Here is a 602-nt window from a genome sequence, read left to right as displayed (position 1 = left end):
GGCCCGATACGGAAAGTCGCAAGGCCTTGCGGTGGTGGTTACGCTGATAGCGGTGGCTGGTATCTTGCCATATATCGCACTGCAATTACGCGGTATCACCATGGGGTTAGAGATTGTCGCACCAAACCTAGCAAGTGATCTTGGTTATCAAGATCGCTATGTGTCTTGGTTTGTCGTGGGGGCATTAGCGATGTTTACCATGTTGTTTGGTACGCGCCATATCGATAATACCGAGCATCACCGCGGCATGATGATGGCCATTGCGTTTGAATCGGTGATTAAGTTGGTGGCATTTTTGACCGTTGGGTTCTTCATTATTTACTTGGCGTGGAATCAAGAAAACATTGATTTAGTCTCGGTAGCAAAGCAAACCTATCAATCTCCCAATCTCCCGACCTTATTCATTCACACATTATTGACGATGGTGGCTATTGTCTGTTTACCAAGACAATTTCATACCATGGTTGTTGAAAATGAACGAGCTCAAGATCTCCACACTGCGCGCTGGTTGTTTCCTCTCTATCTGATCTTAATGGGTATCTTTGTTCTTCCTATCGCTTGGGTAGGGCAAAGCTTACTGGCGGGAAGCCCTGCCGACGCTT

1 pseudogene is annotated in these 602 nt (G+C 46.8%); it reads left to right on the top strand.

Features of this window, described 5'->3' with window-relative positions:
- Positions 1 to 602 (top strand): annotated as a pseudogene (locus tag ACP45E_RS19685) (hybrid sensor histidine kinase/response regulator); the annotation flags it as partial.

The organism is Vibrio genomosp. F10 str. 9ZD137 (assembly GCF_049974785.1).
In the GTDB taxonomy this organism is placed as follows: domain Bacteria; phylum Pseudomonadota; class Gammaproteobacteria; order Enterobacterales; family Vibrionaceae; genus Vibrio.
Note: the sequence above shows the minus strand (reverse complement) of the source record. Positions and strands in the feature narration are given on the sequence as shown.